General features: G+C 73.7%; 21 protein-coding genes. 8 read left to right on the forward strand and 13 right to left on the reverse strand.

The window, feature by feature from the left end; translation table 11 throughout:
* Window positions 1-50: 50 nt before the first annotated feature.
* Window positions 51-224, forward strand: a complete 174-nt coding sequence (locus AB0O19_RS26735) for a hypothetical protein (protein WP_363623050.1) — start codon at window positions 51-53, stop codon at window positions 222-224.
* A complete protein-coding gene (locus AB0O19_RS26740; RefSeq protein WP_363623052.1) occupies window positions 221-1,054 on the forward strand; it encodes an MBL fold metallo-hydrolase in 834 nt (277 codons plus the stop codon). Before AB0O19_RS26735 ends, AB0O19_RS26740 begins: the two co-directional genes overlap by 4 nt.
* 116 nt (window positions 1,055-1,170) lie before the next feature.
* On the opposite strand, the gene AB0O19_RS26745 is transcribed toward AB0O19_RS26740, so the two are convergent.
* Together AB0O19_RS26745 and AB0O19_RS26750 are read right to left on the reverse strand one after the other, a co-directional pair.
* Window positions 1,171-1,845 (reverse strand): Crp/Fnr family transcriptional regulator, encoded by a 675-nt coding sequence (locus AB0O19_RS26745; RefSeq protein WP_030240972.1) that lies wholly within the window; start codon window positions 1,843-1,845, stop codon window positions 1,171-1,173.
* A 152-nt stretch (window positions 1,846-1,997) separates the two neighbouring features.
* Window positions 1,998-3,029 (reverse strand): winged helix-turn-helix domain-containing protein, encoded by a 1,032-nt coding sequence (locus AB0O19_RS26750; protein WP_363623053.1) that lies wholly within the window; start codon window positions 3,027-3,029, stop codon window positions 1,998-2,000.
* Window positions 3,030-3,149: 120 nt separating this feature from the next.
* Here AB0O19_RS26750 and AB0O19_RS26755 point away from each other — a divergent pair, with 120 nt between their 5' ends.
* Window positions 3,150-4,001, forward strand: coding sequence for an isocitrate lyase/phosphoenolpyruvate mutase family protein (locus AB0O19_RS26755; RefSeq protein WP_363623055.1), 852 nt, complete (start codon window positions 3,150-3,152; stop codon window positions 3,999-4,001).
* A gap of 93 nt (window positions 4,002-4,094) precedes the next feature.
* Here AB0O19_RS26755 and AB0O19_RS26760 read toward each other — a convergent pair whose 3' ends face one another.
* From AB0O19_RS26760 to AB0O19_RS26770, 3 genes are all read right to left on the reverse strand, one after another.
* Complete coding sequence (locus tag AB0O19_RS26760; protein ID WP_363623057.1) at window positions 4,095-4,712, reverse strand: RraA family protein; 618 nt, start codon at window positions 4,710-4,712, stop codon at window positions 4,095-4,097.
* A 189-nt stretch (window positions 4,713-4,901) separates the two neighbouring features.
* Window positions 4,902-6,305 (reverse strand): glutamate-cysteine ligase family protein, encoded by a 1,404-nt coding sequence (locus AB0O19_RS26765; RefSeq protein WP_363623058.1) that lies wholly within the window; start codon window positions 6,303-6,305, stop codon window positions 4,902-4,904.
* Window positions 6,302-7,837, reverse strand: a complete 1,536-nt coding sequence (locus AB0O19_RS26770; RefSeq protein ID WP_363623060.1) for an FAD-dependent oxidoreductase — start codon at window positions 7,835-7,837, stop codon at window positions 6,302-6,304. Before AB0O19_RS26770 ends, AB0O19_RS26765 begins: the two co-directional genes overlap by 4 nt.
* A gap of 147 nt (window positions 7,838-7,984) precedes the next feature.
* Between AB0O19_RS26770 and nth the strand changes: the two genes are divergently transcribed.
* The 4 genes from nth (at window position 7,985) to AB0O19_RS26790 (ending at window position 11,707) form a co-directional block, all read left to right on the forward strand.
* The gene (gene nth / locus AB0O19_RS26775; RefSeq protein WP_363579685.1) at window positions 7,985-8,860 is read left to right on the forward strand and encodes an endonuclease III; all 876 of its coding nucleotides are present in this window, start codon (window positions 7,985-7,987) and stop codon (window positions 8,858-8,860) included.
* Window positions 8,857-9,624, forward strand: coding sequence for a CoA pyrophosphatase (locus AB0O19_RS26780; protein ID WP_363579684.1), 768 nt, complete (start codon window positions 8,857-8,859; stop codon window positions 9,622-9,624). Before nth ends, AB0O19_RS26780 begins: the two co-directional genes overlap by 4 nt.
* Before the next feature lie 46 nt (window positions 9,625-9,670).
* Window positions 9,671-10,855, forward strand: a complete 1,185-nt coding sequence (locus tag AB0O19_RS26785) for a MarP family serine protease (RefSeq protein WP_363579683.1) — start codon at window positions 9,671-9,673, stop codon at window positions 10,853-10,855.
* Between the two features lie 153 nt (window positions 10,856-11,008).
* Entirely contained in the window at window positions 11,009-11,707 is a 699-nt protein-coding gene (locus tag AB0O19_RS26790; protein ID WP_363623062.1) for a metal-dependent hydrolase, read from the forward strand.
* A gap of 82 nt (window positions 11,708-11,789) precedes the next feature.
* Here AB0O19_RS26790 and AB0O19_RS26795 read toward each other — a convergent pair whose 3' ends face one another.
* The 7 genes from AB0O19_RS26795 to AB0O19_RS26825 all read right to left on the reverse strand — a co-directional run bounded on the left by AB0O19_RS26795 (window position 11,790) and on the right by AB0O19_RS26825 (window position 21,855).
* A complete protein-coding gene (locus AB0O19_RS26795; protein ID WP_063348672.1) occupies window positions 11,790-11,999 on the reverse strand; it encodes a hypothetical protein in 210 nt (69 codons plus the stop codon).
* Window positions 12,000-12,143: 144 nt separating this feature from the next.
* A complete protein-coding gene (locus AB0O19_RS26800; RefSeq protein ID WP_363579681.1) occupies window positions 12,144-13,163 on the reverse strand; it encodes an alpha/beta hydrolase in 1,020 nt (339 codons plus the stop codon).
* 95 nt (window positions 13,164-13,258) lie between these two features.
* Window positions 13,259-13,735: a phage holin family protein gene (locus tag AB0O19_RS26805; protein ID WP_063348673.1), complete on the reverse strand. Its 477-nt coding sequence runs from the start codon at window positions 13,733-13,735 to the stop codon at window positions 13,259-13,261.
* Window positions 13,736-13,922: 187 nt separating this feature from the next.
* A complete protein-coding gene (nhaA, locus tag AB0O19_RS26810; protein WP_363623064.1) occupies window positions 13,923-15,299 on the reverse strand; it encodes a Na+/H+ antiporter NhaA in 1,377 nt (458 codons plus the stop codon).
* Window positions 15,300-15,773: 474 nt separating this feature from the next.
* The gene (gene acs, locus AB0O19_RS26815) at window positions 15,774-17,729 is read right to left on the reverse strand and encodes an acetate--CoA ligase (RefSeq protein ID WP_363623066.1); all 1,956 of its coding nucleotides are present in this window, start codon (window positions 17,727-17,729) and stop codon (window positions 15,774-15,776) included.
* A gap of 242 nt (window positions 17,730-17,971) precedes the next feature.
* Window positions 17,972-20,401 carry a SulP family inorganic anion transporter gene (locus AB0O19_RS26820; RefSeq protein ID WP_363623068.1) on the reverse strand — a complete coding sequence of 810 codons (2,430 nt, stop codon included), beginning with the start codon at window positions 20,399-20,401 and terminating at the stop codon, window positions 17,972-17,974.
* 455 nt (window positions 20,402-20,856) lie between these two features.
* A complete protein-coding gene (locus AB0O19_RS26825) occupies window positions 20,857-21,855 on the reverse strand; it encodes an ATP-binding protein (protein WP_363623070.1) in 999 nt (332 codons plus the stop codon).
* A gap of 218 nt (window positions 21,856-22,073) precedes the next feature.
* Between AB0O19_RS26825 and AB0O19_RS26830 the strand changes: the two genes are divergently transcribed.
* Window positions 22,074-22,964: an oxidoreductase gene (locus tag AB0O19_RS26830; protein ID WP_363623072.1), complete on the forward strand. Its 891-nt coding sequence runs from the start codon at window positions 22,074-22,076 to the stop codon at window positions 22,962-22,964.
* 421 nt (window positions 22,965-23,385) lie between these two features.
* Here the strand turns inward: AB0O19_RS26830 and AB0O19_RS26835 are convergent, their stop codons facing one another.
* Window positions 23,386-24,285, reverse strand: a complete 900-nt coding sequence (locus AB0O19_RS26835) for an HAD-IB family hydrolase (RefSeq protein ID WP_363587425.1) — start codon at window positions 24,283-24,285, stop codon at window positions 23,386-23,388.
* Between the last annotated feature and the right edge of the window lie 620 nt (window positions 24,286-24,905).

A 24,905-nucleotide genomic window follows, 5' to 3' on the forward strand; every position in this document is an offset into this window, starting at 1 on the left:
ACGCCGACGACGCCGCCGAACAGACTCGAAACAGAGAGGACCGACGCCCGATGACCCACAACGCCGTGGCTCGCCGGACGGCACCCGAGCTGCCCGCCCGCCGCCTGATCCCCCGTACCCCGGCCTGCGAGAGTCCGGTCCCGTTCGTCGAGACGGCCCAGCGGCCGCTCGTCCGGATCCTGCCGCTCAGGGCCCTGCACCGGCCCGGCGGGGACAACCGGTGAGCGGGCTCCTGCCGGGCGACCCGGCCGCCACCATCGACGGCGAGGCCACGGCCCGGGCGCTGTGCGTGCTGGCGCCCAACCCGTCGCCGATGACGCTGGACGGCACCAACACCTGGCTGCTCTCCGAGCCCGGCTCGGACCTCGCCGTGGTGGTCGACCCCGGCCCGCTGCACGAGGGCCACCTGCGCCGGGTGGTCGACCTCGCGGAAGAGCAGGGCAAACGCGTCGCGCTGACCCTGCTCACCCACGGCCACGCCGACCACTCCGAGGGTGCGGCCCGCTTCGCCGAACTCACCGGCACCGAGGTGCGCGCGCTGGACCCGGCGCACCGGTTGGGCTCCGAGGGCCTGGTCAACGGCCAGCGGCTGGACGTCGGCGGCCTCGACCTGCGGGTGGTCGCCACCCCCGGCCACACCTCGGACTCGCTGACCTTCCACCTGCCCGCCGACGGCGCGATCCTCACCGGCGACACCGTCCTCGGCCGCGGCACCACGATGGTCGCCCACCCCGACGGCCGGCTCGGCGACTACCTGGACTCGCTGCGCCACCTGCACACGATGGCCTCCGCGCACGGCGTGCGGACGGTGCTGCCCGGCCACGGTCCGGCGCTCGCGGACGCGCTCGGCGCCGTCGACTACTACCTCGCCCACCGGGCCAACCGGCTCGCCCAGGTGGAGACCGCGGTCGAGGCCGGCTGCCGGACCGCGGACGAGGTGGTGGCCCGGGTCTACGCCGACGTCGACCGGGCGCTCTGGCCGGCCGCCGAGCTCTCGGTCCGGGCGCAGCTGGAGTACCTGGAGGAGCACGGGCTGATCCCGGGCCTCGACTGATCCCGTCGCGCGCGGGGCGGGCAACGGAACACGAAGGGGAACGCCGAAGGGCCCGTCCGCTCGGACGGGCCCTTCGGCGTTTACGGCGTGAAGGCGTGAAGACGTGCGCGCCGAGGTCAGCGCGAGCGGCGCGACAGCCGCTCGACGTCCATCAGCACCACCGCGCGCGCCTCCAGCTTCAGCCAGCCGCGGCCGGCGAAGTCGGCGAGCGCCTTGTTGACCGTCTCGCGGGAGGCGCCGACCAGCTGGGCCAGCTCCTCCTGGGTGAGGTCGTGGGCGACGTGGATGCCCTCCTCGGACTGCACGCCGAACCGGCGGGAGAGGTCCAGCAGGGCCTTGGCGACGCGGCCGGGCACGTCGGAGAAGACCAGGTCGGACATCACGTCGTTGGTCCGGCGCAGGCGGCGGGCGATGGCCCGCAGCAGCGCGATGGAGACCTCGGGGCGGGCGTGCAGCCAGGGCTGCAGGTCGCCGTGGCCCAGGCCGAGCAGCTTGACCTCGGTCAGCGCGCTGGCGGTCGCGGTGCGCGGGCCCGGGTCGAACAGCGACAGCTCGCCGATCATCTCGCTGGGGCCGAGGACGGCGAGCATGTTCTCGCGTCCGTCCGGCGAGGCGCGGTGCAGCTTGACCTTGCCCTCGGCGACGACGTACAGCCGGTCGCCCGGGTCGCCCTCGTGGAACAGCGACTCACCACGGGCGAGGGTCACCTCGGTCATGGAAGCGCGCAGCTCGCCGGCCTGTTCGTCGTCGAGTGCCGCGAAGAGTGCGGCGCGCCGCAGAACGTCGTCCACGTGCTTCCTCCTTCTCGGCCGTTCGGCGGGTGGGCCGTCCGGCGCAAGTTCCGTACCGTGCTCTGCATCACCAAGCATGGCGCATGTCGCTCCGATCATATGAGGAGGGGGTGTGCCGAGGTGTGCGGTGCGGGGCCATTCGTACCGGCGGGTCACCGGGTGGGGCGTCGCGGGGGCGGCACCGGGTCGAACGCGTCATCGGACGGTTCGAACAGTGAATCGCCCACCGCCGTACGGGCGTAGAGGACGCTGTGACCGGCCCGGTGGGCGCTGGTCAGGCCCGCCGCGCGCAGGGCGGTCAGGTGCTGCGATACGCCGGCGGCGGACAGACCGGTGCGGCGGGCCAGCTCGGTGGTCGAGGCCGGGGAGTCCAACTCGGCCAGCAGCCGGGCCCGGGACCGGCCCAGGACGGCGGCCAGCGCGTCCGGGCGCCCGTTCGGGCGCGGCTCCCACAGGGTGGCCGCGCCGCGCGCCGGGTAGCTCAGTTGCGGCGGGTCCGGCGGCAGCACCCGGGTCAGCACCCGCGGCCAGGCGAAGGCGGACGGCAGGAGCAGCAGCCCGGCCCCGGCGCTCAGCCGGGCGACCGCGCAGTGCCGCCGCTCCAGGCGCAGCGCCGCGCCGTCCCAGCGGACCGTCTCGTGCAGGTCGTCCAGCATCCGCGCGGTGCCGTGCTCGGCGGCCTGCCGGGAGCGGTGGAACACGTCCGCCTCCAGCAGGGCGCGGATCCGGGCCCAGTACGGGGCGAGCGCGAGCTGCCAGTACGCCTCGATCTCGGCGGTGAGCCGGGGCAGCTGCGCCGCCGGGTCGCGGTACAGCGGCTCCAGGACGGGCGGCAGGCGGCCGCCGGCCTCGGCGGCGAGGATGTCCAGGTCGGCGCGGACCTGCCCGGCGCCGGTGGTGGCGATCGCGGCCAGTTCGTCGGCGAGGGCGGGGGAGAAGCCCGCCGGTGCGGGGTTGAGGAAGTCGGGCAGGTGGCCGACGGCCGGGACCATGACGGCCAGCCGGCCGCGGTCGAGTCCGGTGGCGGCCAGCCGGTCGCGGACCTGGTCGGCCCAGCGGCGGTGCAGCGCGGGGACGGGGGAGTGGGCGAGGGCGCGGAGGCTGGTCACCACCTCCTGCAGGGGGGAGAGGGCGAAGCGGGTCAGCGCCAGGTCGTTCGCGGAGAAGTGCAGTGCCGTCCGCATGCCGGGCCCCTCCCAGAAGATTCGGGCCCAGCTTAATCAGTGGTGACCCGCCCGGGCCGGGCCGCACGATGCGGGGGAACCGAGGCAGCACCCGACGGCACGGAAGAACGGTGACCCCGCATGTCCACTCCCCCTCAGGCCCCCACCCCCACCCCCACCCCCACGCCGCGCGAGCGGGCGCTTCGGCTGCGGGAGCTCGTCGTGGACGGCCCGCTCGTCCTGCCCAACGCCTGGGACGCGGGCAGCGCCGCCGTCATCGCCTCGGCCGGCGCCCCGGCGATCGCCACCACCAGCGGCGGCGTCTCCTGGTCGCTCGGCCACGGCGACGGCCACCGGCTGGACCGGGCGCAGGCCGTCGATGCGGCCCGCCGGATCGTCGCGGCCGTGGACGTGCCGGTCACCGTCGACGCCGAGGGCGGCTACGGGCCGACGCCCGCCGACGTGGCCGCGACCGTGGCGGCACTGGTCGGGGCGGGTGCCGTCGGCGTCAACCTGGAGGACTCGACGGCCGTCGGCGGCCCGCTGTTCCCGGTGGCCGAGCAGGCCGACCGGCTGCGGGCGGCCCGGACGGCGGCGGCCGCGGCCGGGCTGCCCGAGCTGGTGGTCAACGCCCGCACCGACGTCCTCCTGTTCGGGCTGGGCGGTCTCGACGACGTGTTGGCCCGGGCCGAGGCCTACGCCGAGGCGGGCGCCGACGGTCTGTTCGTCCCCGGGCTGCTGGACCTCGACGCCCTCGCCGGGCTGTGCGAGCGCTCCCCGCTGCCGGTGAACGCCATGGCCGTCGCGGGCGGGCCGACCGTCGCCGAACTCGCCGCCACGGGGGTGCGGCGTGTCAGCGTCGGCACCGGGCTCGCCCAGCTCGCGTACACCGCGGCGCGCCGCGCGGCCGCCGAACTGCTCGGCGCCGGGACGCTGGCGGAGCTGGACGGCGCGCTCGGCTTCGGCGAGCTGAACGGGCTGTACCGGGGCTGACCGCGGGCCCGCCGGGGGCACGGCCGCTCGGCCCCGTTCACCCGGCCCGTTCACCCGGCCCGTTCACCCGGGCCGGGCTCGCCGGGCAGGGGGTCAGCCGGTGAAGCCCAGCTCGCCGAGGGTCTTCTCGATCCGGGTGCGGTGCGCCGCCTCCCAGTCGTCCAGCGTCTCGGCGGCCTCCTTGGCCAGCTTGGCGCGGGCCGCCTCCAGGGCCTCGGCACGTCGGTCGGCGGGCACCACCACGACCCCCTCCTCGTCGGCCACCACGATGTCACCGGCCGCCACCAGCACGCCGCCGCAGCGCACCCGGGCGCCGTGCGTGCCGAGCTCCCGCTTGGCCCCCGGGATCGGGATCACGCCGCGGGCGAAGACCGGGAAGCCCAGCTCCCGCACCTCGCCCAGATCCCGGATCAGGCCGTCGGCGACGAACGCCACGACGCCCCGGCGCTGCGCGACGGCGCACACGTTGCCGCCGGCCAGCGCGTAGTCCAGGTCTCCCGACTCGACGACGATCACGGCGCCCGGCTCGGCCCGGTGGATCGCCGCGTGCAGCATCAGGTTGTCGCCGGGCGGGCACTGCACGGTGAACGCCGGGCCGGCCACCCGCGGCGCCCCCGCCCACAGCGGACGGATGCCGATGTCCATGACCTGGGCGCGCCCGAGCACGTCGGCCAGGGTGGTGGTGGGGATGTCCTTGAAGTCCTGGTCCATGCTTCCTCGTTCTTCGGTGGGCAGGCGGCGGCCGGCCGCCGCCGGTCACGCTAACCCGCGACGGTTCGGGCGAGGAAGGCCCTTCGGCCGGAGAACTGCACCGGCTCGGGCGGGGTGGGCTGCGTCGCCGCGCACCCGTGCACCCGCGCACCCGGGCGGCCGTGCCGGGCGGCCGTGTCGGACGGGGGCTCAGACGCGGAAGGCCGCGACGTAGCGGCGGGGGTCGCGGCGGAGGTCGGTGTCCCAGCGGGCCGTGCACTGTTCCGCGAAGGTCTGCCCGGTGCGCAGCACCTCGTCGAGCGGGTCGAGGTAGTCCAGCACCTTCGGCTGTTCCAGGCCGGCGCGGACCCGGTCCCGCAGGCCTGCCCGGGCGAGCCGGACGAGTTCCGCCGCGAGTTCGCGGACCCGGTCGCCGCCGAGCAGGGTGTCCAGGCCGTCGGCGGGGAGCCGGGCCTTCGCCGCGCGGTGCTCCGCCACGCCGTGGTGGCGCAGCAGTTCCCAGGCCGCCGTCCGCGACGGGGGGTGGTAGGCGAGCCCCGCCCACAGCGCCGGTACGGCCGGGATGTGCGGGTACGGCGGGCCGTCCCCGGCCCGCAGTTCCAGGGTCCGGCGGACTCTGACGTCCGTCCAGATCTGCGACATGTGGGAGACCCAGTGGTCGAAGGTCGGCATGGTGCCGTCGTCGAAGCCCTGCCGCAGGATCTCGGCGAACGGCCGGTCGGGGGCGAGCCGGTACCGTCCGTCCGGGTCGCGGTAGTAGATCATCGGGATCCCCAGCGCCCAGTCGATGACGTCGTCGGCGGTCACGTCGGGCCGCAGCGCGGGCGGCAGGACGCCGCAGCGGCGCGGGTCCATCCGCAGCCAGTTCTGCGACCTGTGCGAGAGCAGCCCGTTCGATCGGCCGCCCTGGAGCGGCGAGTTGACGAGGAGTGCGGCGACCACCGGGGACGCGGCGGTCAGCATCCGCAGCTTCTGGGTGAAGTCCTCGTCGGACAGGTAGTCCAGGTGCACCTGGGCGGACAGCGACATCGACATGATCTTCGGGGCCCCGCTGCCGGCCTCGCCGATCCGGTCGAAGAAGTCGCGCATGACGGCACCGCGGAGCATCGGCACCCAGGAGACGGTGTCGAGCCGGTCGAAGGGGAGGTTGCCGCCGGGCAGGAGGGCCAGGCCGAAGCGCCCGACGAGTTCCGCGAGGCGCTCCATCGTGGCCCGCATGTCGTCCACGGCCGTGGCCAGGTCGGCGGCCGGGGCGGAGGAGTACTCGACCTGGCCGCCGTGTTCGAGCGTGATCTGGGCGGTGTCCGCCAGGTCCACGCCGGTCAGCCGACCGTTGTCGCGCCGGTCCGTGCCGCCCCATTCGGCGAGGACGGCCTCCAGGACGGCCCGGACGCCGTTCCTCCCCTCGTAGGGGGCGGCCAGCCCGGTCTCCGGGTCGACGATGCCGTTCTCGATCTCCAGCCCGATCCGCTCGGTCGCGGACGCCGCCGGGGCGAGCAGCGGTCCGAGGTCGTCGCGGCGCAGCGCCGCTCCCGTCGCCGGGCCGCCGCTCTGCTCGCCGGGTCGGCGCCGGGGCGCCGGTGCCGCGCTCACCCGGCCCGCAGCCGGGCGGTGTCGTCGGCGTGCTGCCCCCGGTCGATCACCTGGCCGACCACGGCCAGGGCCGACTGGGCGGCGCCCTGCATCCAGGCGTGCGCTCCGGACAGGTGCTCTCCGGCGAAGAAGATCCTCGGGTCGTCGGTCGGGTGCGGGGCGCCGAGCCCGGTCAGGTACCGGGTGTGCTCGCCGGGCGCGAGGTGGGCGAAGGCGCCGCCGCCCATGCCGACCTGGTCGTCCCAGTTCCAGTGCACGATGTCGTCCGCGTCGCGGAGGATGCCGGGGTGCAGCCGTTCCAGGCACTTCAGGACCAGCAGGTCGCGGTCGGCCGGCGGCAGGGTGGTGAAGCGGCGGGCGTTGGCCCCCCACAGGTAGGCGCCGACGAGCACCGCGGGCTCGTGGGAGCGCTGCGGGTCCCGGGCGGCCCAGCGCCTGCCGACGGTGCTCCCGTTGGTCCGGCCGTCGACGGGCCGGGCGTTGTCCGACGGGTACCAGCACTGCTGGATCGGCATGTCGGTGAAGCTGCCGCCGCCGAAGATCCGGTCGTCCAGTTCCCAGCCGCGCCGCTTGGTGTGGACGAGCGTCTTCGTGCTGCTGGCGTAGCTGATGCCGCGGATCGCGTGGCGCTGGTGGTGGGGCAGGCCGGGCCGGAAGCTGATCTGGTCGAGGGCGGGGACGGGGACGCAGCAGACGACGAAGTCGACGTCCTCGGTGATCGTGCCGCCGAGGCGCCGCCCGTGCACCCGGACGCCCCGGCGGGTCAGCGAGAGTTCGTCGATCTGGGTGGACAGCTGGAGGGTCCTCGGCCGCAGCCGGCGCACGAACGCGTGCACCAGGCGGTCGGTGCCGTCGACCAGTTCCACCTGGCCCGCGTGGAACAGGCCGAAGTAGTCGACGAGGACCTCCAGCAGGGAGGACTGCTCGTAGTGGACCAGGCCGCTGGCGTGGCCGAGGAGGTCCCAGGCGTCCTGTGACAGGTGCTCGTGGACGTACTGCCACAGCGACACCGAGACGAGCCGGTCGAGCGCCGGGTCGTCCCAGTGGCCGTCCAGCACCCGCCGGCGCTGGTCGGGGGTGAGCGTCTCCCAGGCGGCCGTCAGCAGCCGGTCCAGGATCCGCACCGGGTCCTGCTTCTCGGCGGCGCGCAGCGCGTACGCCGGGTGCAGCGCGTGCACCTCCTGGACGCGGGCGCGACGGCCGCGCAGGTGGTAGTAGGCGTCCGGGTTGAAGTTGACGAACGGCCTGGTCCGCAGGCCGAACTGGGACACGTAGTGGAGGACGCAGTGGTGGTTCCCGGGGATGCGCATGGCGCCCAGGTCGGCGTGCGTGCCGTCCCAGAAGCGGTGCGTGCGCACCCGTCCGCCGGGTTGGTTCGACCGCTCGTACAGGACGATGCCGAAGCCCCTGCGCTGGAGCTCGTAGGCGGCGACGAGGCCCGCCACCCCGGCCCCGATCACCGCGACGCGTCCGGTGGCGCCGGTCACCGGGCGCAGCAGGCTGCTGGGAAAGGCGAAGCTCTCGTCGAACATGGGCACCTCGCGTCGTCGTAGCCCTCAGCCTGGGGCAGCCCGCCGTCGCGAGCCACCAGACCGCGCCCATCCGAAGGTCGGCCCGCGGCTCCCGCGGGCTCCGGTGATCCGCTGCCCGCCGTCGGCCGTTCGGCGTAGCCTTCGTGCATGGCAGAGAGCAAGGTCCGGGCGGCGGCGGCACCGAAGGCGAAGGCCGTGCCGGGGGTGAAGCCGGGGAAGCCGGAGTCGCACCTGGCGATGGTGCGGCGGGCGCGGCGGATCAACCGCGAGTTGACGGAGCTGTACCCGTACGCGCATCCGGAGCTGGACTTCGAGAACCCGTTCCAGCTGCTGGTGGCGACCGTGCTGTCGGCGCAGACGACTGACCTGCGGGTGAACCAGACGACGCCGGCGCTGTTCGCGAAGTACCCGACGCCGGAGGACATGGCGGCCGCGAACCCGGAGGAGCTGGAGGAGGTCATCCGCCCGACCGGGTTCTTCCGGAACAAGGCGAAGTCGCTGATCGGCCTCTCGATCGCCCTGCGCGACGACTTCGGCGGCGAGGTCCCGGGGCGCCTGGACGACCTGGTGACGCTGCCGGGCGTGGGCCGCAAGACCGCCAACGTGGTCCTCGGCAACGCCTTCGGGGTGCCCGGGATCACCGTGGACACGCATTTCGGGCGGCTGGCCCGGCGGTTCGGCTGGACGGCGGAGGAGGACCCGGTGAAGGTCGAGGCGGCCGTCGCCGAGATCTTCCCGAAGTCGGAGTGGACGATGCTGTCGCACCGGGTGGTCTTCCACGGCCGCCGGATCTGCCACTCCCGCAAGCCCGCCTGCGGCGCCTGCCCGGTCGCGCCGCTCTGCCCGTCGTACGGGGAGGGCGAGACCGACCCGGAGAAGGCGCGCAAGCTGCTCAAGTACGAGCTGGGCGGGCAGCCCGGGCAGCGGTTGAGGCCGCCGGGGGACTTCCCGGGGGAGGCCGCCGCCCGGGCCGACGCCGCCGAGCACCAGGGGCGGATCGCGGACCTGGCGGTGGGCGAGTGACCCGCGAGGCACGGCGGACTCCGGAGCCGTCGGCGGTGCGGGTGGTCGAGGCGGACGGCCTGCCGGCCTGGCTGGAGCCGGTGCGGGAGGCGGCCGAGCGGGTGCTGCCGGAGCAGCTGAGCCGCTTCCTGCCGCCGGTGGAGGGCGGCCGGGCGGCGGCGGTGCTGATGCTGTTCGGCGAGGGCCCGGACGGGCCGGACCTGCTGCTGATCGAGCGGGCCCGCTCGCTGCGCTCGCACGCCGGGCAGCCGTCCTTCCCGGGCGGCGCGCTGGATCCGGAGGACGGTGACCCGGACGGCCCGGGCCCGGTCGCGGCGGCGCTGCGCGAGGCCTGGGAGGAGACCGGGCTGGACCCGGCCGGGGTGCAGGTGTTCGCGGTGCTGCCGGCGCTGTACATCCCGGTCAGCCGGTTCGTGGTGACGCCGGTGCTGGGCTGGTGGCGCGAGGAGTCGCCGGTGCGGCCGGTGGACCAGGGCGAGACCGGCGCGGTGTTCCGGGTGCCGGTCGCCGATCTGGCCGACCCGGCGAACCGGGTGCGGCTGCGCCACCCGTCCGGGCACGTGGGGCCGGCCTTCGCGGTGGCCGGGCGGCTGGTCTGGGGGTTCACGGCCGGGGTGATCGACCGGGTGCTGCATCACGGCGGGCTGGAGCTGCCCTGGGACCCGTCCCGGATCGTCGACCTCTCGGACGAGGCGCTGGCCCTGGTGCAGGGCGATCTCGACCACTCCCGGGCGCTGCCCGGCGGCGACGCCGGTCCCACGTGAGGGGCCGTCTGCACGGCCGGGCCGCGGGCCGTGGGAGGGTGTCCGGGTGAACGTCCTGGATGTGCTGCTGATCGCCGCTGCCGTGGCATTCGCCGTGTCGGGCTACCGGCAGGGCTTCGTCGTGGGTGTCCTGTCCCTGGTCGGTTTCCTGGGCGGCGGCCTGCTGGCCGTCCAACTGCTGCCGCTGCTGCTCGACCACCTCAGCCCGGGCACGACGGCCTCGGTGGTGGCCGTGGTGGTGGTGATCGTGTGCGCCGCGATCGGCCAGGCGGTCACCGCGCACTTCGGCTGGAAGCTCCGGGGCCACATCGGCCGCCGTCCGGCGCGGGTGCTGGACGCGACCGGCGGCGCGGCCGTGAACGTGGTCTCGATGCTGCTGGTGGCCTGGCTGATCGGCTCGGCGCTGGCCGGGGCGTCGCTGCCGACGGTGTCCAAGCAGGTCCGCTCCTCGGCGATCCTCGGCGGCGTGCAGAACGCGCTGCCCGACGACGCGCCGAACTGGTTCTCGGACTTCTCCAAGGTGCTGGCCCGCAACGGCTTCCCGCAGGTCTTCAACCCCTTCGAGCACGAGCCGATCACCCAGGTCGACACCCCCGACCCGGCGCTGGCCGGCAGCCCGGCGGTGGCGCGGGCCAAGCAGAGCCTGGTCAAGGTGGTGGGCACCGCCACCTCCTGCAGCAAGACCCTGGAGGGCAGCGGTTTCGTCTTCGCCCCGCACCGGGTGATGACCAACGCCCACGTGGTCGGCGGGGTCGACGAGCCGACCGTGCAGATCGGCGGGGTCGGCCAGCTGTACGACGCGACGGTGGTCCGCTACGACTGGCAGCGCGACATCGCCGTCCTGGACGTCCCCAAGCTGAACGCGCCCCCGCTGTCGTTCGCGGGCGAGGCGAAGACCAACGACAGCGCGATCGTGGCGGGCTTCCCGGAGAACGGCGCCTTCAACGTCCAGCCGGCCCGTATCCGCGGCCGGATCCAGGCCAACGGCCCGGACATCTACCACCGCGGCCAGGTGGTCCGCGACGTCTACTCGGTCCGCTCGCTGGTCCGCCAGGGCAACAGCGGCGGCCCGCTGCTCACTCCGGACGGCCAGGTCTACGGCGTGGTGTTCGCCAAGTCGCTGGACAGCGCCGACACCGGGTACGTGCTGACCGCGGCCGAGGTGCGGGAGGACGCGGAGAAGGGCGGCACCGCGAGCACCCGGGTGGACACCCAGGGCTGCGCGCTCTGACCGGGCCCCGGGGCGGTCCGACGCGCCGGATCCGACGATCCGATATCCGTCACACCGTCAGTCCGCCCTGGTAGCCTCTGCCGCGCTCACCCGTTCGGCTCAACCGGGCGCCGTCCCGGAGTGAGTCTTACGGGAGGTCGTGGTAGTCCGATGATGGGTCACTCGCACGCGGTCAGTGGGGCGATGCTGTACGCCGCCTCCGCGCCGTTCCTGCCCCCGCTGCTGCTGCACACCACGCTGCAGCCGGCGGACATACTGATGGGCACGGTGCTGTGCGCGGGGGCGGCCCTGCTGCCGGACCTCGACCACCACGACGGCTCGATCGCCAACTTCCTGGGGCCGATCTCCAAAGCGCTCTGCCGCTTCGTGGCCTGGGCCTCCGGCGGGCACCGGCACGCCACCCACTCGCTGCTGTTCGTCGCGCTGATGGGCGCCGGCACCTGGGCGGGCGTCACCTACCTGGGCCGCAACTTCACCCTGGTGCTCACGTTCTTCCTGATCGCGCTCGCGATCCGGGCGCTGCGGCTCTGCCCGCCGGGGGACGGCCCGGAGAGCTGGATCACCGTCATCGGGCTGTCCGCGCTCGGCACCTTCGGGATGAACACCTGGATGCCGAACTCGCCGGGCTGGCTGCCGTACGCGGTGGCGCTGGGCACCCTGGCGCACCTGCTGGGCGACTGCCTGACCAAGAAGGGCGCGCCGCTGCTCTGGCCGCACAAGGAGCGTTACGAGGTGGTGCTGATCAAGCGCAGCGGCAACAACGTCGAGACCAAGGTGCTGGTGCCGATCATGTCGGTGGCGACCTTCGTCCTGCTCTGGTTCACCGCGGTGTCGCCGACGATCGTGAACTGACCGTCCGGCCCGACCGGCCGAACCGATCGGCCGGCCGACCCGGCCGACGGGACCGACCGGCCGGATGACGCGGCGCGAGGCCTCAGGTCTCGCGCCGCAGTCGTGCGCCGACCCAGCGGGCGCGGCGGCCGAGGATGCGGGGGATGCCGAGCTGCCGCTGCGCCGGGCGCGGACGGCGGTCGGGGCCGTCGTAGCCGAGGTCGTCCGCCCAGTCGGGGCGGTGGGCGGAGCGTTGGGAGCTGTTGTGGCGTCGGGCGCGCGGGGCGCCGCCGCGATCGGGCATCCAGGTCATACCGGAATGGATGCCCCTGGGCCGGTGGGGGTAACCGCCGGGCACGCGTCCAAATTGGCCTATGCGGTTGTCATATGTGCGTCAGATCAAGGGAGTTGGGACCAAGGGCCCTTCCCTCCCGGCCCCTTCGCCGCTCCTGCGCCGTCACTCCTTGTGACGGCCGACCCAGTCCAGCAACTCCGCGGTGAACTGCTCCGGGGCCTCCTCGTGCGGGAAGTGCCCGACCCCCGGCATCAGCCGCCAGCGGTACGGCGCCGCCACGTACTCGCCGCCGCCCAGCGCGGTGTGCGACAGCAGCACCGGGTCCGCCGCGCCCTGGACGTGCAGGGTCGGCGCCGTGATCGGCTTCTTCATCCGCCGGGCGAACTGGATGCCGTCCGGGCGCGCCATCGAGCGCAGCAGCCAGCGGTACGGCTCGATCGAGCAGTGCGCCGTGCTGGGGATCTGGATGGCCTGCCGGTACGCGTGCACCGCCTCCTCGTCCAGCCGGTTCGGACCGGCCCAGGCGTCCAGGTAGCGGCCGACCAGCGCGGCGTCGTCGGCCACCAGGCGGCGTTCCGGTATCCACGGCCGCTGGAAGCCCAGCACGTGCTCGAAGGCGGCAGCCTGGCGGCGGTCGGTCAGCAGGGCCCGGCGCAGGTCCCGGGGGTGCGCGGCGGAGACCACGGTGAGGCTCTGGATCACCGACGGGCGCATCACCGCCGCCACCCAGGCCAGCGTGCCGCCGGCGGCGTGCCCGACCAGGTGCGCCCGGCGTTCGCCGAGCGAGCGGATCACCCCGGTGATGTCCAGGGCGAGGTTGCCCGGGTCGTACCCGCGCGGGGTGCGGTCGCTGCCGCCGATGCCCCGCAGGTCGAGCGCCACCGCCCGGTAGCCGGCCTCGGCGAGCGCGGTCAGCTGGTGGCGCCAGGCCCACCAGTACTCGGGCCAGCCGTGCACCAGCAGCACCAGCGGGCCCGAGCCCAGCTCGGCGATGTGGAACCGGGCGCCGTTGGCCGCGAGGTCGCGGTGCGTCCACGGGCCGCTCTGCCGGACGCTCCAGGCCTCGGCGCCGCCGTCGGGGGCGGTGTCGGGGGTCTCCTCGGCGGGCTCCCCCCCGGGTGCCAGGTCGGGTCCGGAGTCGGCGGACGGCTGCGCGGGCACGGGCTTCTGGTCAAGCGGCATACCGAGAGCGTGTCACATCCGTGCGCCGGACGGCGCCCGGTACTCGCTCCCGGCGGGTCCGGGCGGGCGGCTGCGCGCCGCCACCGGAAGGGCCGTTACGGGATGCGGCCCAGGGCCCGGTCGATCTCCTCCTTGGTGGCCGGGCGCGGCCGGGCGTTCTTCAGCACGTCGGCGGTCTTCTGGGCGCCCTCGATGGTGCGGTGCGGCTTCTCGATCCGCTTGAACGAGCGCCAGGCCATCAGCCCGAGCAGCACCGCGAGCAGCAGGTAGGCGCCGGCCACGATGAGGAAAGACCAGCCGAGCGACAGGCCCAGCGCGTGGATGCCGAAGGCCGCCGCGGCGCTCAGCATCGGGACGGCGGCCAGCGCCACCACGGCGGCGACGCCCAGCGAGACGCCCCCGGAGACGCCGCGCTTGACGTCCGCCCGGATCTCGGCCTTGGCGAGCGCGATCTCGTCGTGGACCAGTGCGGACAGGTCGGCGGTGGCCGCCGCGAACAGCTGCCCCACCGAACGCTCGCCCTCGTAGGGCGCCCGGCCGTTGCTGGACGGGTCTGCGGCTCCTGCGGGCATCAGCGGTTCTCCTCTGCGGCTGTGCGGCGTGACGCCGCCGCGTGGTGCGGTTCGGGGGGCCGGAGGGGCCCGGAGGCGTCAGTGGACTGTCGACAGCTCAGAATCATGCCCCTACCGGTCAGCCGCACACCACTCCGGGGCCCCGCCGGGGGGACGTGTCCGGGCGCTGCCGGGCCGCCGACGGGCCTCAGCGGGGCTTCTCCGGCCCCTCGCCGTCGGGCCGAGGGGCGAGCTCGGCGGCCCGGGCCCGCCAGGCCGGGTCGTCCTCCTGGTAGACGTCCGGGACGCCGTCGCCGTCCACGTCCCGCTCCTCCTCCTCGCACAGCTCGCGGTAGTGCCGGTTGCGGAGCTTGAGCAGCACGGTGGCCACCGTCGCGCAGAGCAGCGAGCCGACCAGGACGGCCGTCTTGGAGAGGTCGGCGAGGGCCAGGTCGTCGCGGAACGCCAGTTCGCTGATCAGCAGCGAGACGGTGAAGCCGATGCCCGCGAGCACCGAGACCGCGAACATGTCGGCCCACTTGAGCTTCGGGTTCAGCTCGGCCCGGGTGAACCGGGCGGCCAGCCAGGTGCCGCCGAATATGCCCACCGTCTTGCCGACCAGCAGGCCGATGACGATGCCGAGCGGTGTGGCCTGGGTGAACACCTCGCGCAGCGTCGGGCCGGAGATCGTCACCCCGGCGGCGAACAGCGCGAACACCGGGACGGCCAGGCCGGCCGAGAGCGGACGGACCAGGTGCTCGATGTGCTCGCCGGGGGAGTGCTGCTCGTCGCCCTCCCGGTGGCAGCGCAGCATCAGGCCCATCGCGACGCCCGCGACCGTGGCGTGGATGCCGCTCTCGTGCATCAGCGCCCAGTTCACGACGGCCAGCGGTACGAACAGGTACCAGCCGTGCACCCCGCGCCGGTGCAGGAACCAGAACAGCACCAGGCCGGCGAAGGCCAGGCCGAGCGCCCAGAACTTGATGCCGGAGCTGTAGAAGACCGCGATGATCAGGATCGCTATCAGGTCGTCCACCACGGCGAGGGTGAGCAGGAAGGCGCGCAGGGCGGACGGCAGGTGGCTGCCGACCACGGCCAGCACGCCGAGCGCGAAGGCGATGTCGGTGGCGGTCGGGATGGCCCAACCGCTGGGGTGACCGCCGCTGCCCGAGTTGACGAGGGCGAACAGGATCGCCGGCAGCGCGACCCCGCAGACGGCGGCCACCACCGGGAGCAGCGCGGCGCTCGGGGTGCGCAGCTCGCCCGCGACGAACTCGCGCTTGAGCTCGATCCCGGCCACGAAGAAGAAGATCGTCAGCAGGCCGTCCTTGGCCCAGTTGCCGAGGGTGAGGTCGAGGTGCAGCGGGGCGGACGGCCCGACGGTGTAGTCGAGGACGCTCTCGTACGCGTGTGGCCAGACGTTGGCCCAGACCAGTGCGACCACGGCGGCGAGCAGCAGCAGCACGCCGCCGACGGTCTCGGTGCGCAGGGCGTCGGTGATGAACGTCCGCTCGGGCAGGGACAGCCGGCCGAGCAGCTGCCGGCGGCGGGTCGTCGGCTCGTGGACGGGCGGCTGGTCGGTCACGAGGACCTCCTGAGGGGCTGGGAGCGGCAACGGATGCACGTGTGGTGCAGTTGCCGACCAGACTTCCCGGCGCGCCCTGTGACGCTCGGATTCCCGTTCAGGGATCTTGATGCGTCGTTAACAGTCTAGGGGATCGTTCGGGTGACATCCGGATTGTCCTATTCAAGGACTTAAGCCCTGCGGGTTGGTTCTGCACTCCGGAGGAGCAGTGGCACGGCACCCGAATGGCCTAGGCCGCTCGCAGACGGGTGAACGCGGCCCTGTCGTCCCTGTCGTCCTTGTCGTCTCTGCCGTCCCTGTGGTCTCCGTCGCCCTTGCCGTCGGTCGCAGGCGCCGCCCGGCCCCGGCCGCCCCGCCCCGGCCGCCCCGCTGGCACACCCCGGCGGCCGACCGGAAGCGGGCTTCGGACTCACGGCATGGCTGTGCCCCGGGCGGTGACCACCGCCCGGGGCACGCTTCACCGTGTCGGCCGGCTCAGCCGTTGCCACCCGCCGGCGGCAGCTGGGCCTGGATCTGGCTCATCACCGTGCTGTCGGCGAGGGTGGTGGTGTCACCGACCTCGCGGCCCTCGGCGATGTCGCGCAGCAGACGGCGCATGATCTTGCCGGAGCGGGTCTTCGGCAGCTCGCCGACCACCTTGACCTGCTTCGGCTTGGCGATCGGGCCGAGCGTGCGGCCGACGTGCGCGCGCAGCTCCTCGACCAGCTCCGGGCTCTCGGTGGCGCCGCCGCGCAGGATCACGAAGGCGACGATGGCCTGGCCGGTGGTGGCGTCCGCGGCGCCGACCACGGCGGACTCGGCCACCGACGGGTGGCCGACCAGGGCGGACTCGACCTCGGTGGTGGAGATGTTGTGGCCCGAGACGAGCATGACGTCGTCGACCCGGCCGAGCAGCCAGATGTCGCCGTCCTCGTCCTTCTTGGCGCCGTCACCGGCGAAGTAGCGGCCCGCGAAGCGCGACCAGTAGGTGTCGATGTAGCGCTGGTCGTCGCCCCAGATGGTGCGCAGCATGGACGGCCACGGCTCGGTGAGCACCAGGTAGCCGCCGGAGCCGTTCGGGACCTCGTTGGCCTCGTCGTCAACCACGGTGGCCGCGATGCCCGGCAGGGCGCGCTGGGCCGAACCCGGCTTGGTCTCGGTGACGCCCGGCAGCGGGCTGATCATCATGGCGCCGGTCTCGGTCTGCCACCAGGTGTCCACGATCGGGGTCTTGCCGGCGCCGATGTGCTCGCGGTACCAGATCCAGGCCTCGGGGTTGATCGGCTCGCCGACGCTGCCCAGCACCCGCAGCGAGGACAGGTCGAACTTCGCGGGGATGTCGTCGCCCCACTTCATGAAGGTGCGGATCGCGGTCGGCGCGGTGTAGAGGATCGTCACGCCGTACTTCTGGACGATCTCCCAGAACCGGCCCTGGTGCGGGGTGTCCGGAGTGCCCTCGTAGATGACCTGGGTGGCGCCGTTGGAGAGCGGGCCGTAGACGATGTACGAGTGGCCGGTGACCCAGCCGATGTCGGCGGTGCACCAGTAGACGTCGGTCTCCGGCTTGAGGTCGAAGACCGCGTGGTGGGTGTAGCTGGCCTGGGTGAGGTAGCCGCCCGAGGTGTGCAGGATGCCCTTGGGCTTACCGGTGGTACCCGAGGTGTAGAGGATGAACAGCGGGTGCTCGGCGTCGTGCGCCTCGGGGGTGTGCTCGGTGGACTGGCGCGCGGTGATCTCGTGCCACCAGACGTCACGGCCCTCGGTCCAGGCGATGTCCTGCCCGGTGCGGCGGATCACCAGGACGTGCTCGACGCCGTCGACCTTGGTGAGCGCCTCGTCGATGGCCGGCTTGAGCGCGGACGGCTTGCCGCGGCGGTAGCCGCCGTCGGCGGTGATGACGAGCTTGGCCTGGGCGTCCTCGATGCGGGAGGCGACGGCGTCGGCGGAGAAGCCGCCGAAGACCACCGAGTGGGTGGCGCCGATCCGGGCGCAGGCGAGCATCGCGACGACCGCCTCGGCGATCATCGGCAGGTAGACCGCGACCCGGTCGCCCTTGCGGACGCCGAGCTCCAGCAGCGCGTTGGCGGCCTGCGAGACCTCGTCCTTGAGCTGGGCGTAGGTGATCGAGCGGCTGTCGCCGGGCTCGCCCTCGAAGTGGATCGCGACCCGGTCGCCGAGTCCGGCCTCGACGTGGCGGTCGACGCAGTTGTAGGCCACGTTGAGCTTGCCGTCGGCGAACCACTTGGCGAAGGGCGGGTTGGACCAGTCCAGCGTCTCGGTCGGCTCGACGGCCCAGCTGAGGCGGCGGGCCTGCTCGGCCCAGAAGCCCAGGCGGTCCTCGGAGGCCTGCGCGTACGCGGCCGCGGTGACGTTGGCGGCGGCGGCGAGCTCTGCCGGCGGGGCGAATCGCCGCTCCTCCTTGAGCAGGTTGGCCAGGCTCTCGTTGCTCAACGCGCACTCCTCATCGAGTCATGATCGGAGACGATCCCGTGCGTGGGGATTGTCCCGTGTGTCCCAGCGCACAGCTCACCAGGCGAATGGGGCACTTGACAAGAGCCTCCGGGTAATTGGTGTAGACCTTTGACCGGCAGTCGAACGGACCATCGTACGGCGCACCGCCTCTGGGCGGTGCGCCGTACGGCGGCCGGAGGGCCCGCGCCCCGGCCCGCCCGGCGGGGACGCGGGCCCGGCTCTCAGGCGGCCAGCCAGGGGCCGTCCTCGGCGCCGTCGGCGGGAACCCGGCCATCCTCATTCACCCGTTCGGGCGTGTCGCCCGCCGGCGACCCGGTCGGCGGTGCCCCTGGCGCTGACCGGCCGGCGGTCGTTCCGGCCGCTGCCGTCCCGATGCGCGCCTCGATCGGACTGAACGTCCCCTCGGCCCGGTCGAGCACGTAGGCCTGGGCGGTCGCGAAGTCGAAGTACATCCCGACCAGTCGCAGGGTGCCCTCCTCCACCCGGCGCTCCACGGCCGGGTTGGCCAGCAGTTGGTCCAGTTGCTGGACCACGTTGGTGATGCAGAGCTGCTCCACCAGGTCCACCACCGGCCGCGCGTCGAACCCGGCGGGGACCCGGCGGAGCCGGTCCAGCGAGCCGCGGCCGTTGCGCAGCCAGCGGGCCAGCGGGGTGGGCGGCCCGGGGCGCTCGTGCACGCCGTCCAGCAGGGCCTTCATCGCGCCGCAGCCGGAGTGGCCGCAGACCGTGATCGAGCCGACCTCCAGGACCTCGACCGCGTACTGCACCGCGGCCGCCACCGAGTCGTCGGCCGCACCGGGCTCGTACGGGGCCGGCACCAGATTGCCGACGTTGCGGACGGTGAACAGGTCCCCCGGGCCGCTGTTGGTGATCATGCTGGTGACCATCCGGGAGTCCGCGCAGGTCAGGAAGAGCTGGGAGGGCGTCTGCCCCTCCCGGGCCAGGCGGGCGAGTTCGGGCCGGATCAGCGGGGCGGTGTGCTGCTGGAACACCCGGACGCCGTCCAGCAGCCGGCCGTGCGGGTCCTCCTGCTGCTCGATGCAGTGGTGGCCGACCCAGGGCGTCCAGGCCCGGCAGCGGTGCGGACCGGGTGAACTGCCCGCCCGGACGGTGCCGTCGGGGTCGAGCACCTCGTCGTCCCTGCGGCGCGTCACCATCGAGACCCGGCCGCCCGCGGCCTGGTGGCCCGTCCGCCAACTGTGCAGCGTCTCGTACGCGGCGTGGTCCAGGAAGGAGCCGTCGTGGACCACGGTGACCTCGGCGCTGGAGGGGATCCCGGCCAGCGCCCGGCTCAGCCGGGGCACGGCGGTGAAGGTGAGCGGCCCGTGCGTCTGGACGGTGACCACGCCGGCCGGGCCGGCCAGCACGTCCACGTGGGCGCGGGTCAGCCGGTAGAGCGCGAGCAGCACGGCGGTGCCGGCGCCGAGCGCGACGCCCCACAGCACGCCGAGCGCCACCACGGCGAGCACGGTGGTCAGGTAGACCGGGAACTCGCGGTGCCGGTGCACGTTGCGGATGTGCGCGAAGCTCACCATCTGCAGCCCGACCACCAGCACCAGCGCGGCCAGCGCGGCCAGCGGGATCCGGCGCAGCCCGCCGGTCAGCGCCAGTGCGGCGGCGAGCACCCAGACGCCGTGCAGCACCGAGGACCACCTGCTCTGGCCGCCGGCCCGCACGTTGGCGGTGCTGCGGACGGCGCCGCCGGCGACGGGCAGCCCGCCGACCAGCCCGCTGACGATGTTGGCCAGGCCCTGGCCGCGCAGTTCGCGGTCGAGGTCGCCGGTGCGGCGGGACATCCGGTCGACCGCGACGGCGGACAGCAGCGACTCCACGCTGGCGACGGCGGTGACGGTCAGGACGGCGGCCAGCACTCCGGCCAGCGGGCCGTGCGGCAGCGCGGGCACGAGGGCGTGCGGCTGCCAGGCGGGCAGCCCGATGTGGGCGAGCCGCAGGTCCAGGGCCAGGGCGAGCGCGGTCGCGGTGGCGACGGCGGCCAGCGGGCCCGGCACCTTGGCCAGCCTGGCGCCGAACTCGCCCGCGCGGCCGGGGAGTCGGCCGAGTCGGGGCCAGCCCAACAGGACGGCCGCGGTCACCGATCCGGCCAGCAGCGCGGGCGGGTGCGGCCCGGCCAACTGGCCTGGCAGCGCGAGGAGGTTGGCGATCGCGGAGCTCTGCGGGGAGCCGCCGAGGACGACGTGCAACTGCGCGATGGCGATGGTGAGCCCGACCCCGGCCAGCATGCCGTGCACGATGGCGGGCGAGACGGCGAGCGCGGTCCGTGCCACCCGGCGCACGCCGAGCAGGAGTTGGAGCAGCCCGGCGGCCAGGGTGATGGCGCAGGTGGCCCGCCACCCGTACTGGACGATCAGTCCGGCGGTGATCACGGTCAGCGCGGCGGAGGGGCCGCTGACCTGGAGCGGGGTGCCGCCGAACAGCCCGACGACGATGCCGCCGACGGCCGCGGCGGCGAGGCCGGCGGTGAGCGGGGCGCCGGTGGCGAGTGCGATGCCGAGGGAGAACGGCACGGCGATCAGGAAGACCACCAGGGAGGCTGAGAGGTCCTGGGCCCAGCGGGCCTTGGTGCCGGGGCCCGGTGGTGCGTGGTCGGTGGTGTCGGAGGCGATGGGGGCGCTGGAGATGTCGAGGGTCATTGTCTTCCCGTCTGTCCGGGGGAACGAACGCAGTCAGGTCCGGCGGTGAGTCCGGGGTGGGGCTCCGGGGCGGATCGGCTGTCGTGGGTCGCGACGGTGTGGCGGGATGGCGTGGGCGCGGCGGGGAGTGCGGGTGTCACCGGCCGGACCTCGACCATCAGGGCCCGCCAGAGACCTGGGCGAGGTGCGGGACGTCTCGCCGAGGGCCGTCGGGACGGACCATCAAGACTCGGTAAACCGAGGGTAATGAAAGCTTTGCACAGCGTCATTCCGGGAGGGAAGGGGAAAACCCCCCGATTCACCCCATTGGGTGGTGTTCGAACCGCTGGGAATCTGCTGGCGAAGCCGGGGACGGCCGGGCGTTCGGTGGCGCCGGGCGGTCCGGACGTGCGGAACGGGCCGTGGCCCTCCCCGGGGAAGGGGGGAGGGCCACGGCCCGTTCGGGCGGAGCGGCGTCAGGCGAGCGCACCCGCCGGGGCGGGCCGCTCGCCGACCCCGCCCAGCACGAAGGCCTCGTCCACCTGGGCCGCGAGGTCGACGCCGACCTTGGCGTTGGCCCAACTCTCCGCGTTGCGCACGTGGAAGAGCACGGCCTGCTCGGTGTAGCGGCGCACGTCCCGCTGCCCGTACGCGGACTCGGCCTCGGCTCGCAGCTCCTCCAGGACGGCCCGGTTGGCCGGCTCCAGCGACTTCAGCGGCGGCTCGGCGCCCTGCTCCAGACGGCGCACCCAGTCCGAGTGCCCGAAGGTGGTGAGCAGGTCGTCGCCGACCTCCCGGCGCAGGAACGCCAGGTCGTCCGGGCCCTGCACCTTGTTGCCGATCACCCGCAGCCGGACGCCGAAGTCGCGGGCGTAGTCCTTGTACTGGCGGTAGACGGAGACGCCCTTGCGGGTCGGTTCGGCCACCAGGAAGGTCAGGTCGAAGCGGGTGAACAGGCCGGAGGCGAAGGAGTCCGAGCCCGCCGTCATGTCGGTGACCAGGTACTCGTCGGGGCCGTCCAGCAGGTGGTTGAGCAGCAGTTCCACCGCGCCGACCTTGGAGTGGTAGCAGGCCACCCCGAGGTCCTCCTCGGTGAAGGCGCCGGTCGCCAGCAGTCGGACCGATCCCTCGTCCAGGGCGATCGGGCGGGCGCAGGCGGCGTAGACCGGGTTCTCCTCGACGATCCGCAGCAGGCGCGAACCCCGGCCGGGCGGCGTGGTCTTGATCATCTCGTCGGCCGAGCGGATCAGCGGGTTGCTGCCGCGCAGGTACTCCTTGATCTCTGGCAGGTGCGCGCCGAGCGAGGGCAGCTCCGCGGCCTGGGCATCCGTCAGACCCAGGGCCGGGCCCAGGTGCTGGTTGATGTCGGCGTCGACGGCGATGACCGGCCGGCCCGCGGCGGCCAGATGGCGGATGAACAGTGCGGACAGCGTGGTCTTCCCGCTGCCGCCCTTGCCGACGAAGGCGATCTTCATCTGGGACTCCGGCTCTCGCTCTGGGCCCGCGCTCGGGGCCACCTGCTCAGGGGCCGCACGTGCCGAGGCGCCCTAAGTGGAAATAGTTATCGTCTCCGATAGTGGCCATGCTAGCCGGGGTTTGGGCCTCCTCGGCGGAGGGAAGTGAGGATTGCCTCTAACGGGTGATCCGGGGTTGCTGTTCCGGGAGGGGGCGGCTGTTCATTACTCTCGGGTAGGTGAGCACTGGAACAGATCCCCTCGCCCCGCTGGCCCAGCTCCCCGGGGTGCCCGACGCCGTGGCCGAGGTCCGCAAGGCCGTCGACCGGCTCTACGGCCACCGGGTGATGCGCCGCCGCGCGGCCGAGGTCACCTCCGAGTCCGCGCTGCGCGGCGCCCGCGCGTCGGCGGCGCTGGCCGGGGCCGACTGGCCGCTGGAGGAGGTCCGGCGCCGCAGCGACTTCAGCGCGGACCCCGGGGCCCGGACGGTCGGCGCGGCCCTGCGGATCGCCGCCGAGGCCGGCCAGCTGCTCAGCATCTGGCGGCATTCGCCGCTCCAGGTGCTGGCCCGGCTGCACCTGCTCGCCGTCGGCGACGGCGAGCCGTCCGCCGGGCGGCCCCGCCGCGCGGGCGAAGGCGTCGAGGACCTGTTCCCGCTGGGGCTCGAGCCGGTGGAGAGCGTCGAGGTCGTCCAGGTGGACGAACCGCTGCCCGTGCTGCCGCCCGCCCCGGGTGCCGAGGAGGTCGCGGCCCGGCTCGACCAGCTCTCCCGACTGCTGGTGGCGCGCGCCGAGGGCCAGGGCGTGGGGACGCCGGCCCTGGTGGTCGCCTCCGTGGTGCACGGCGAACTGCTCGCGCTGCGGCCGTTCGGCGCGTACAACGGCGTGATCGCGCGGGCCGCCCAGCGGATCGTGCTGCTCGCCGAGGGGCTCGACCCGAAGTCGATCTGCCCGGCCGAGGTCGGGCTGGCGGAACTCGGCACCGACGCCTACCGGCGGGCCCTGGCCGGCTACCTGGCGGGCACGCCCGAGGGGATGGCGGCCTGGATCGCGCACTGCGGGCGGGCGCTGCGGCTCGGGGTGCGGGAGAGTACGGCGGTCTGCGAGGCGATGCAGCGCGGGATGGTCTGAGCGGGCGGGGGCCGCGGGCGCGGCGCGGGCGGGGGCCGCGGGCGGTTCTGGCGCTCCCGGCACGAAGATGCGGCGGCACCCGATCCTGCCTGGTGCCGCCGCTGGTGCAGATACCGGGTGACCATGCATGCACCGGAAGTGCTGATCAGACGGGGATCCTGCCCGTTCGTCTGGTCCAGCGGCCCGACAGCGGGTCGGCTGCATGTGGGTGCTCGGTTACCTGTACACGCGGTCCGTGGGGCCTTAACTGCGTTGTCGGTTTGACCTCTTCGGGTCCTGACCGGGTCTCGCGGGCCGTGCTTCATTTGTATCGCGTTTCGGGCGAAAGGGGAACCCGAAAAGAGAACTCTGTGCTGATTGTCTGATTTGCCCCACGTTGCGGGGTTCGTGGTTGCCCGCGTTGCGGGCCGCGGCGGGCGGTTCAGGCCTCCGGGCGGCGCCGGTGGGCCAGGTACCAGATGACCCCGGCGGTCACGGCCGCCGTCCCGATCGCCACGGCCGTCAGCACCGAGCCGCTCGGCGCGGAGAACTCCGGGAGCCGCCGCCGCAGTTCCACCGGCCGGTCGAAGACCAGCACCGGCCACTCCCGGGCCTGCGCCTCCTTCCGCAGCGCGCGGTCGGGGTTGACCGCCGACGGGTGGCCGACGGCCTCCAGCAGCGGCAGGTCGGTGGAGGAGTCGCTGTAGGCGTAGGACGCGGCCAGGTCGTAGCCCTCGGACTCGGCCAACTCCCGGATGGCGGCAGCCTTGTTCTCGGCGTAGGCGTAGTACTCGATCTCGCCGGTGTAGCAGCCGTCCTCGACCTTGAGCCGGGTGGCGATCACGTGGTCCGCGCCGAGCAGCGCGCCGATCGGCTCGACCACCTCGGAGCCCGAACTGCTGACGATCACCACGTCCCGACCGGCCGCGTGGTGCTGCTCGATCAGTGAGGCGGCCTCGTCGTAGATGATCGGGTCGATCAGGTTGTGCAGCGTCTCCGCGACGATCTCGCGGACCTGCTGGACGTTCCAGCCCCGGGTGAGCGAGGAGAGGTACTCGCGCATCTTCTCCATCTGGTCGTGGTCCGCGCCGCCGACCAGGAAGACGAACTGGGCGTACGCGCTGCGCAGTACGGCCCGACGGTTGATCAGACCGCCCTGGTAGAACGGGCGGCTGAAGGCCAGCGCGCTCGACTTGGCGATGATGGTCTTGTCCAGGTCGAAGAAGGCCGCCGTGCGCGGCCCGCCCGGCCCGGGGCGAACGGGTGAGCGGGTCTGCGCGGGCCCGGTGGCCTCGCCCGGGGACTCGTCGGCGTGGTCGTCGGCGTTCTCGGTGGTGTCCACGGGAACCGAGGATAGAGGGAGCCGCAAAACAGGCCGCCATTCGGTGTACTCGTGGGCGTGCGGGTTTGTGTTTCTGGCCGCTCGGGTACACCATGGAAGTCACGGATCGTTCGCGACCGTGCTAACCCGGTCCGGCTCCTCCCCCCCGAGTCGGGCCGTGGATAGACGACCCCCGCTCTCCCCCCCGGCGGGGGTCGTCGCACGTCCGGGGCCATTTTTAGGCCCTGAAGGCCCCTCGCGGCGAGCGCCGCGGTCGCCCCGTCGACGGTGTACAGGGGGTGTCGACACCCTGGTCCACTGACCACCTTTCGTCACTCTGCGTCGCTGTTTGCTCATGGCTGCCCGTGGCTCTTCGGCTGGTTCCGATCGGTGGGCAGAGCTGCTGCGGCGGGGTGCCCGAGGGGGCGGCCGGGAGGGTCCGTCGGGTGGCCGGCGAGGGTGCGACGGGCTTCCGGTTCGCATCCGTGATCCCCGATCGTCAATTCTTTGACGATAAATCCCTCGCCCGGGTGAACGTTTTCCTCCACAGCCCACGAGTTATCCACAGGTATTCGCATCGTGGATGACGGAATCCCGATCTCCCCCCACCGTGATGGTCGGCGGCGGTCGCCGGGCGGATC

The organism is Kitasatospora sp. NPDC091276 (assembly GCF_040684355.1).
Lineage (GTDB): Bacteria > Actinomycetota > Actinomycetes > Streptomycetales > Streptomycetaceae > Kitasatospora.

Bases quoted from the DNA above. Each gene is read 5' to 3' on its own strand.
- AB0O19_RS26735 (WP_363623050.1), top strand. From the start codon at position 51: ATGACCCACAACGCCGTGGCTCGCCGGACGGCACCCGAGCTGCCCGCC.
- AB0O19_RS26750 (WP_363623053.1), bottom strand. From the start codon at position 3,029: ATGCGGACGGCACTGCACTTCTCCGCGAACGACCTGGCGCTGACCCGC.
- AB0O19_RS26755 (WP_363623055.1), top strand. From the start codon at position 3,150: ATGTCCACTCCCCCTCAGGCCCCCACCCCCACCCCCACCCCCACGCCG.
- AB0O19_RS26760 (WP_363623057.1), bottom strand. From the start codon at position 4,712: ATGGACCAGGACTTCAAGGACATCCCCACCACCACCCTGGCCGACGTG.
- AB0O19_RS26770 (WP_363623060.1), bottom strand. From the start codon at position 7,837: ATGTTCGACGAGAGCTTCGCCTTTCCCAGCAGCCTGCTGCGCCCGGTG.
- nth (WP_363579685.1), top strand. From the start codon at position 7,985: ATGGCAGAGAGCAAGGTCCGGGCGGCGGCGGCACCGAAGGCGAAGGCC.
- AB0O19_RS26790 (WP_363623062.1), top strand. From the start codon at position 11,009: ATGGGTCACTCGCACGCGGTCAGTGGGGCGATGCTGTACGCCGCCTCC.
- AB0O19_RS26795 (WP_063348672.1), bottom strand. From the start codon at position 11,999: ATGACCTGGATGCCCGATCGCGGCGGCGCCCCGCGCGCCCGACGCCAC.
- AB0O19_RS26800 (WP_363579681.1), bottom strand. From the start codon at position 13,163: ATGCCGCTTGACCAGAAGCCCGTGCCCGCGCAGCCGTCCGCCGACTCC.
- AB0O19_RS26805 (WP_063348673.1), bottom strand. From the start codon at position 13,735: ATGCCCGCAGGAGCCGCAGACCCGTCCAGCAACGGCCGGGCGCCCTAC.
- AB0O19_RS26820 (WP_363623068.1), bottom strand. From the start codon at position 20,401: ATGACCCTCGACATCTCCAGCGCCCCCATCGCCTCCGACACCACCGAC.
- AB0O19_RS26825 (WP_363623070.1), bottom strand. From the start codon at position 21,855: ATGAAGATCGCCTTCGTCGGCAAGGGCGGCAGCGGGAAGACCACGCTG.